An 8,536-nucleotide genomic window follows, 5' to 3' on the forward strand; every position below is an offset into this window, starting at 1 on the left:
CCCCGATCATCCCGCGCTGCGCCGGGGGTCAGGCTCCGCCCCCGGGCGGACCCCGGGTCCGGACCCCGGAATAACATGCGGCAATGACCGATGACGGCCTCCGGCTCACGCCCTTCCGCGGGCTGCGTTACGTGCCCGGGAAGGTCGGCTCGCTCGCCGCGGTGACCTCGCCGCCGTACGACGTCGTGGTCCGCCCGGACGAGCTGCGGGAGCTGGAGACGGCCGACCCGTACAACATCGTCCGGCTCATCCTGCCCCAGGCCGCCGACGCGGGCGGCAGGCAGGCCAAGGCCGCCGCGACGCTGCGCAGCTGGCTCGCCGAGGGCGTGCTGGCGCCCGACCCGCGGCCGGCGCTGTACGTCTACGAGCAGCGCCGCGGTGACCTGCTGCAGCGAGGCCTCATCGGCGCTCTGCGGCTCTCTCCGCCCGAGGAGGGCATCGTCCTGCCCCACGAGGGCGTGATGCCCGAGATCGTGGAGGACCGTGCCGCGCTGATGCGGGCCACGGGAGCCAATCCGGAGCCGCTGCTGCTCTCCTACCGCGGCGACGGCACCGTGACGGGAGCCGCCGCCGTCATCGAACGGGCCACGCTCCGCACTCCGTTGCTCTCCACCACGACCGAGGACGGCTTCTCGCACCGTCTGTGGTCGCTGACCGACCCGGCCGAACTCGCCGAGGTCGACGCAGACTTGTCCGGCCGCCGCGCCCTCATCGCGGACGGGCACCACCGCTGGGCGACCTACCTGCGGCTGCGTGACGAACACGGCGGAGACCTCACGGGCCCCGCCTCTCCCTGGGACCACGGTCTCGTCCTGCTCGTCGACACGGTCCGGCATCCCCTGCGCGTGCAGGCCATCCACCGTGTGCTGCCCAGGCTGCCGCTCCGGCAGGCCCTGCGCGCCGTGGAGTCCGAGGGCGCGTTCCGCGTACGCGACCTCGGTACGCCGCCGTTGCGGCAGGCTCTGCGGACGCTGGAGGAGACCTCCGGCAACGCCTTCCTCCTCACCGACGGCGGCGGCGCCTTCCATCTGCTCCACGATCCCTCGCCCGGCCTGCTGGAACGGTGCCTCGACGCCGCCCGTCCGGCCTCCTGGCGGCAGCTGGACGCCACGGTGCTGCACTCCGTGCTGCTCGACGAGGTGTGGCGCGTGCCCGACCGTCCGGAGGAGATCGGCTACATCCACGACACGGCGGCCGCCGTCGGCAAGGCGGCCCAAGTGGGCGGCACAGCCGTGCTGATGAGGCCGGTACGGGAAGAGGTCGTACGCGAACTCGCCGAGCAGGGCGTGATGATGCCCCGCAAGTCCACGTCGTTCGGCCCGAAGCCGGCGACCGGCCTGGTGCTGCGCGTCCTGGACGAGGACTCCTGACGAGGGCTCCCGAGGAGGCTCCCGACGCCGCGGGAGCCCTCACGTAGCGCATCGGCGAAGCACCCGCCCCGGGCCCTGCCGCACCCGCCGTGCACCCGTGTGCACCCGTGTGCACCACCATCTGCCCACCCCACCCGCCCTGCTCCCATCACGACATAGTTAGGGTAGCCTTACCTCACCGCACTCCCCGTGCGGTGCAGCCGATGCCTGCGTCAGGGAGGACAGTTCATGAGCAGCAGGTCACACCTGCTCAACGACAGGACGGTGGAGCACTACAGGCGCTCCGTCACAGAAGGAGTCGGACGCGTCGCGGAGAAGATCGCCGGCGCCGACCGCCCGTTCACCGGAGTCACCCCGTCCCAACTCGCCCCCACCGTCTCCGGCATCGACCTGGAAGCCCCTCTGGGCGACCCGGCGGCCGCCCTCGACGAACTGGAGAACGTCTATCTCCGTGACGCCGTCTACTTCCACCACCCGCGCTACCTGGCCCACCTCAACTGCCCGGTCGTCATCCCGGCGGTGCTCGGCGAGGCCGTGATCTCCGCCGTCAACTCCTCGCTGGACACCTGGGACCAGAGCGCGGGCGGCACGCTGATCGAGCGCCACCTCATCAAGTGGACGGCGGAACGTATCGGCCTGGGCACCGCGGCGGACGGCATCTTCACCAGCGGCGGCACGCAGTCCAATCTGCAGGCCCTGCTCCTCGCCCGCGACGAAGCCTGCCGCCTGGTCGAGAAGAACTCCGCGACGCCGCTGCGCAAGCCCGAGATCCTGCCGCGGCTTCGCATACTGACCTCCGAGTGCAGTCACTTCAGCATCGAGAAGTCCGCGACGCTGCTCGGCCTGGGCCCCGAGGCCGTCATCTCGGTGCCGTGCGACGAGGACCGCAGGATGCGCACCTCCGCGCTCGGCGCCGAACTCGAGCGGTGCGAGCGTGAGGACCTCGTGGTGATGGCGGTCGTGGCCACCGCGGGCACCACGGACTTCGGAAGCATCGACCCGCTGCCCGGCATCGCGGACCTGTGCGAGCGCGCCGGTACGTGGATGCACGTGGACGCCGCCTACGGCTGCGGACTGCTGGTCTCCCGCCGGCGCCACCTCCTGGACGGCATCGAGCGCGCCGACTCGGTGACCGTGGACTACCACAAGTCCTTCTTCCAGCCGGTCTCTTCGAGCGCCGTGCTCGTACGCGACCAGGCCGCCCTGCGCCATGTCACCTACCACGCGGACTACCTCAACCCGGCGCGGATGGCCGAGAACAACATCCCGAACCAGGTCGACAAGTCCATCCAGACCACACGCCGCTTCGACGCACTCAAGCTGTGGCTGACGCTGCGCATCATGGGCGCCGCGGGCGTCGGCGAACTCTTCGACGAGGTGGTGGACCGTGCCGCGGACGCGTGGCGACTGCTGCGCGAGGACCCTCGCTTCGAGGTGGTCACCCGGCCCCAGCTGAGCACGCTCGTCTTCCGCTATCTGCCGCCCGCGCCCGCCGGCCGCTCCCTGACGGACGAGGTCAACCTGCACGCGCGGCACGCCCTTTCGGCCTCCGGTGAGGCCGTCGTGGCCTCGACGGTCGTCGACGGGCGGCACTACCTGAAGTTCACGCTGCTCAACCCCGAGACCTCCCTCGGCGACATCGCCACGGTCCTCGACCTCATCGCCGAGCACGCGGGGCGCTACCTCACCGAACGCCCGGGCGCTCCCGGCACCCGGCACCCGGACCCGGAGCCGGTCCACCCCCGCGCCAGCTGACCGCCTGCCCCCGGAATCCGGAGACTCACGTGGCAACCCCACAAGACACCACCCACGTCCACGACTTCACGGCCATTGGACTGGGCCCCTTCAACCTCGGCCTGGCATGCCTTACAGAACCCGTCGGTGAACTCGACGGGCTGTTCCTGGACGACAAGCCGGAGTTCGACTGGCATTCGGGAATGCTGCTCGAAGACAGCACCCTGCAGACGCCCTTCATGTCCGACCTGGTCACCCTGGCCGACCCCACTTCGCCGTACTCCTTCCTCAACTACCTCAAGGAGACGGGCAGGCTCTACGCGTTCTACATCCGCGAGAGCTTCTATCCGCTGCGCGCCGAGTACAACGACTACTGCCGCTGGGCCGCCGGAAAACTGGGGTCGGTGCGCTTCAACAACCGTGTCACGAGCGTCGAGTACGACGAGAGCGAGGAGCTCTACCTCGTCCGCGCCGACGACCTCGCCGCCGGGGAGCAGCGCACATACCGCAGCAGGAAGATCGTGCTCGGCACCGGCACGCCGGCCCACATACCCGACTCCTGCCAGGGCCTCGGCGGTGACTTCATTCACAACTCCCGCTATCTGGACCATAAGCAGGAGCTCCAGAAGAAGAAGTCCGTCACCGTCGTCGGCAGCGGCCAGAGCGCCGCGGAGATCTACTACGACCTGCTCCAGGAGATCGGCGGCCACGACTACCACCTGACCTGGGTCACCCGTTCCCCGCGCTTCTTCCCCCTCGAATACACGAAGCTGACGCTGGAGATGACCTCCCCGGAGTACGTGGACTACTTCTACGGACTCCCGCAGGCCACCCGGGACGAACTCGTCACCTCGCAGAAGAACCTCTACAAAGGCATCAACACCGAGCTGATCGACGCCATCTTCGACCTGCTCTACCAGAAGAGCCTCCACGGCCCCTGCCCCACACGGCTGATGACCAACACCGCCCTGACGGACGCCTCCTACGACGACGGCTCAGGCGCGTACACCCTCGGCCTCCGCCAGGAGGAGCAGAAGCAGGACTTCACCCTCACCACCGAGGGTCTGATCCTCGCCACCGGCTACCGCTACCGCACACCGGAGTTCCTCTCCCCCGTCGCGGACCGCATCGACTGGGACGAACAGGGCCGGTTCGCCGTCCGGCGCAACTACCGCGTCGACAGCGGGGACACCCCCGGCCGGGAGATCTACGTGCAGAACGCCGAACTGCACACCCATGGCTTCGTCACACCCGACCTGGGCATGGCCGCCTACCGCAACTCGTGCATCATCCGTGAACTGCTCGGCCGCGAGTACTACCACGTGGAACGCTCCATCGCCTTCCAGGACTTCACCGCACCGGTACCGGGCGCGGCACCGGCCACGACCACAGGGACGGAGGCTCCGTACTGATGAGCAGCACCCCACGCACGAACGACGCCGGGACCGGCGCCACCGTGCACACGCGCACCGACGCCCGGCTGGGCCGCTTCGACCTGCGCCCCGTCGACCCGGCGGGCGACGCCGAGCTGCTGCACAGCTGGGTCACCCACCCCAAGTCGGCGTTCTGGCTGATGCAGGAGGCCACACTCACGGACGTGGAGCGGGAGTTCATGGGCATCGCCGCCTCCGCGCACCACGACGCCTATCTCGGCTTCCACGAGGGCGAGCCGCGCTTCCTCATGGAGCGCTACGACCCGGCACACGTCGAGCTGAAAGGTCTGTACGAGGCACAGCCGGGCGACGCCGGCATGCACTTCCTGTGCGCACCCACCGACTCCCCGCTGCACGGCTTCACGCTCGCCGTGATCACCACCGTGATGGAGATGATCTTCGCGGACCCCGGCACCCGCCGAGTGGTCGTCGAACCGGACATACGCAACTCGGCCGTGCACGCGCTCAACGAAGCGGTCGGCTTCCGGATCGAGCGCACCATAGCCAAACCCGAGAAGGACGCCTACCTCAGCATGTGCACCCGGGAGCAGTTCGAGGCCGCCCGCCAGGCCGGCACGACCGGTGAGACCGGCCAGACCCGCGAAACGAGCGGGAACGCAGGAGGGACGAAGAGCCGATGACCAGCCCCGCCTCCCTCTCCCCCCGCGATGCCGTCTCCCATCTCACGCCCGAGCGCTGGGACTTGGCGAACCGGTTGCTGATTCGCAAGGCACTCGCCGAATTCACCCACGAACGGCTCCTCACCCCTGCCCCGCTGACAGCGAGCGAGCATCCGCCCGGCGGCCGTTACGCGGTCCGCAGCGACGACGGGACCACCGAATACCGCTTCACGGCACGGCAGTTCGCCCTGGACCACTGGCAGATCGACAGCGGCAGCATCACCCGTCACCGCGACGGTGACCAACTCCCGCTGGACGCCCTGGCGTTCATCACCGAACTGCGCGGTTCCCTGCGGCTGGGCGAGGAGATCCTGCCCGTCTATCTGGAGGAGATCAGCTCCACCCTCGCCAGCACGGCCTTCAAACTGGCCCGTACGCCCGTGAGTGCCGACCGCCTGGCCCGCTCCGGCTTCCAGGAGATCGAGGCGGGCATGACCGAGGGCCACCCCTGCTTCGTCGCCAACAACGGCCGCCTCGGCTTCGACGTCGCCGAGTACCGCGCGTACGCCCCCGAAGCCGGCGCCCCCGTACGGCTGATCTGGGTTGCCGCCCACCGCGACCACGCCACGTTCACGGCATCGGCCGACCTCGGCTACGACAAGCTGCTGCTCTCGGAGCTGTCCGCACAGACGCTTCGCCGCTTCTCGGCCGCCATGCACGAGGAGGGCCTCGATCTGGAGGACTACTTCCTCATCCCCGTCCACCCGTGGCAGTGGTGGAACAAGCTGTCCGTCACCTTCGCCGCCGAGGTCGCACACCGCAATCTCGTCTGCCTCGGCCACGGCGACGACGAACACCTCGCGCAGCAGTCCATCCGTACGTTCTTCAACGGCACCAGCCCCGGCAAGCACTACGTGAAGACCGCCCTCTCGGTCCTCAACATGGGCTTCCTGCGCGGCCTTTCAGCCGAGTACATGAAGGCCACGCCCGCCATCAACGACTGGCTGGCGCGTCTCATCGACGAGGACGAAGTGCTGCGCGAATCGGGGCTCGCGGTGCTCCGCGAATGTGCCGCCGTCGGCTACCACCCCGCCCCGTACGAAGCCGCCGCCCCCAAGGGCTCCCCGTATCTCAAGATGCTCGCGGCACTCTGGCGCGAGAGCCCCGTTCCGCTGCTCGCACCGGGCGAACGGCTGGCGACGATGGCGGCACTGCTCCACACCGACGCCGAAGGCGGCTCCCTGGCCACCTCGCTCATCGAACGCTCCGGCCTTGACGCCGTGACGTGGCTGCGCAGGTACCTGGACACGTATCTCACGCCGCTGCTGCACTGCTTCTACGAGTACGACCTGGTCTTCATGCCGCACGGCGAGAACGTCATCCTCGTACTCGACGAGGACGGCGTGCCGAAACGGGCGATCTTCAAGGACATCGCCGAGGAGATCGCGGTGATGAACCCGGAGGCGCAGCTCCCGCCGGAGGTCGAACGCATCCGCGCCGACGTTCCCGAAGAGATGAAGATCCTCTCCCTCTTCACGGACGTCTTCGACTGCTTCCTGCGCTTCCTCAACGGCATCCTCGCCGGCAACGGCACTCTGGACGAGGACTCCTTCTGGTCGGCGGTCGCCGACTGCGTCCGCGACTACCAGAAGTCAGCACCTCACCTGGCCGAACGCTTCGAGCGCTACGACCTCTTCGCCGGCAGCTTCGCGCTCTCCTGCCTCAACCGCCTCCAGCTGCGCAACAACCAGCAGATGGTGGACCTGCAGGACCCGGCGGGTGCTCTGCAGCTCGTCGGCGAACTGGACAACCCGCTGGCACGCTTCGCGCCGTAGTCCCAGCGACTCCGGCGGTACGACCGCGAGGAGGCGGGAGTTCCGACAGACTCCCGCCTCCTCGCATCCTCTGTGTCACTCCGCGGAGCGGGCCCCTGGCCCTTCCTCGGCGGGCTCGTCGTCGGCTTCGGGATCGAGGGCGTCGACGAACTCCACCCCGTCCAGCTCCGCCAGCCTGTCCGAAGCGTCCGTGGAGCCGCTCTGATCGGCATCCAGCGCCTTGGCGAACCACTCCCGGGCCTCGTCCTCACGCCCCACCTCGAGAAGAGCGTCGGCGTACGCATAGCGCAGCCGGGCAGTCCACGGCTGCTGGGAACTGGACGCCAGTTCCGGGCTCTGCAGCGTCACCACGGCAGCCTCGGCCTGGCCCATGTCCCGGCGGGCTCCGGCCGCGACGAGCCGCATCTCCACCTGCCCGGCCTTGTCCAGCTTCTGCACCTCGGGCTCGCCGGCCATCGCGAGCGCCTTCTCCGGCCGGCCCATCCCGCGCTCACAGTCGGCCATCACGGGCCACAGGTGCTGCAGCCCCGTCATGCGGCGCGCGGCACGGAACTCCGCCAGCGCCTCCGCGTACTTCTCCACCGCGTACGCCGCGAAGCCGGTCGCCTCACGCACCGACGGGACACGGGAGGCAAGCCGCAGCGCCACCCGGGCATAGCCGTAGGCCGCCTGCGGATCCTCATCCAGATACCTCGCCACCATCACGAGGTTCTTCGCGACGTCCTCCGCGAGCGTCTTCGGCAGGCTCATCAGCTCCTGCCGGACTTCCTTGTCGATCTCGGCGCCGGTCACGTCCTCGTCGATTGGCAGCCGCCTCGGCGCTTCCCGGTCATGCCGGCGGTCGTCCCGGCGCTCGTCGCGCCCGCCCCGGCGGGCGGGCCCGCCGCGGTCGTCGTCGCGCCGCCCCCGGAATCCACCGCGCCGCTCGCGGTCGTCCCGTCCGCGGGACCCGCTCTGACCGTAGGGGCGCCTGCCACCACCACCCCGCTCGTCGTCCCGGCGAGGTCCACGCGGCCTGTCATCGTCCCGGCGCCCCTGGCGGGGACCGTCGGAGCGGCGGGGGCCCTCGGAGCGGTTCCTGTCCGGCCGCGCTCCGCCATCGCGCCGGTCCCCGCGGTCCTGCGACCGTCCGCCCCGGTCACTCCCCCGCGAGTCACCACCTCGCGGCCTGTCCCGGTCCTTCCGTTCATCACGCCGATCGCCTCGACGTCCGTCGTCCCGCCTGTAACCGCCCCGTCCACGGCTCTCTCCACTGCCCGCGCGGCCGTCGCGCTTTTCCCCACGGGGCCGGTCATCACCGCTCCGCGGGCCTGACTGACGAGGACGACGCTCAGGCCGATCGTCGGACGATTCGGTGGACATCGGCATGACTCCTGTCTGCAGTACGAGGCCATTTCTTCGGCACCCGCACATATCGCATTACTCGATACTCGAAACAAAAAAAGCCCGTGGCTCGCAGCGCATGCACGCTGTGAGCCACGGGCTCTTGAATGATAGTTCGGCGGTGTCCTACTCTCCCACACGCTCCCGCATGCAGTACCATC

6 protein-coding genes are annotated in these 8,536 nt (G+C 69.4%); 5 read left to right on the forward strand and 1 reads right to left on the reverse strand.

Annotated features, from left to right (window positions below; genetic code table 11):
* Positions 1–83 precede the first annotated feature (83 nt).
* The 5 genes from AN215_RS03280 (at position 84) to AN215_RS03300 (ending at position 6,992) form a co-directional block, all read left to right on the forward strand.
* Positions 84–1,370: a DUF1015 family protein gene (locus AN215_RS03280; RefSeq protein WP_070012283.1), complete on the forward strand. Its 1,287-nt coding sequence runs from the start codon at positions 84–86 to the stop codon at positions 1,368–1,370.
* A 228-nt stretch (positions 1,371–1,598) separates the two neighbouring features.
* Positions 1,599–3,125, forward strand: coding sequence for a pyridoxal phosphate-dependent decarboxylase family protein (locus AN215_RS03285; RefSeq protein WP_070012282.1), 1,527 nt, complete (start codon positions 1,599–1,601; stop codon positions 3,123–3,125).
* A complete protein-coding gene (locus AN215_RS03290) occupies positions 3,122–4,516 on the forward strand; it encodes a lysine N(6)-hydroxylase/L-ornithine N(5)-oxygenase family protein (RefSeq protein ID WP_476755941.1) in 1,395 nt (464 codons plus the stop codon). Before AN215_RS03285 ends, AN215_RS03290 begins: the two co-directional genes overlap by 4 nt.
* Positions 4,516–5,178: a GNAT family N-acetyltransferase gene (locus AN215_RS03295; protein ID WP_079122635.1), complete on the forward strand. Its 663-nt coding sequence runs from the start codon at positions 4,516–4,518 to the stop codon at positions 5,176–5,178. The genes AN215_RS03290 and AN215_RS03295 overlap by 1 nt, the downstream gene beginning before the upstream one ends.
* A complete protein-coding gene (locus AN215_RS03300; protein ID WP_070012280.1) occupies positions 5,175–6,992 on the forward strand; it encodes an IucA/IucC family protein in 1,818 nt (605 codons plus the stop codon). The genes AN215_RS03295 and AN215_RS03300 overlap by 4 nt, the downstream gene beginning before the upstream one ends.
* A gap of 75 nt (positions 6,993–7,067) precedes the next feature.
* Here AN215_RS03300 and AN215_RS30010 read toward each other — a convergent pair whose 3' ends face one another.
* Positions 7,068–7,802, reverse strand: a complete 735-nt coding sequence (locus AN215_RS30010) for a tetratricopeptide repeat protein (RefSeq protein ID WP_070012279.1) — start codon at positions 7,800–7,802, stop codon at positions 7,068–7,070.
* Positions 7,803–8,536 lie beyond the last annotated feature (734 nt).

The organism is Streptomyces abyssalis (assembly GCF_001751365.1).
Lineage (GTDB): Bacteria > Actinomycetota > Actinomycetes > Streptomycetales > Streptomycetaceae > Streptomyces > Streptomyces abyssalis.

Coding starts and splice junctions, on each gene's coding strand:
- AN215_RS03280 (WP_070012283.1), top strand. CDS start 84: ATGACCGATGACGGCCTCCGGCTCACGCCCTTCCGCGGGCTGCGTTAC.
- AN215_RS03295 (WP_079122635.1), top strand. CDS start 4,516: ATGAGCAGCACCCCACGCACGAACGACGCCGGGACCGGCGCCACCGTG.
- AN215_RS03285 (WP_070012282.1), top strand. CDS start 1,599: ATGAGCAGCAGGTCACACCTGCTCAACGACAGGACGGTGGAGCACTAC.
- AN215_RS03300 (WP_070012280.1), top strand. CDS start 5,175: ATGACCAGCCCCGCCTCCCTCTCCCCCCGCGATGCCGTCTCCCATCTC.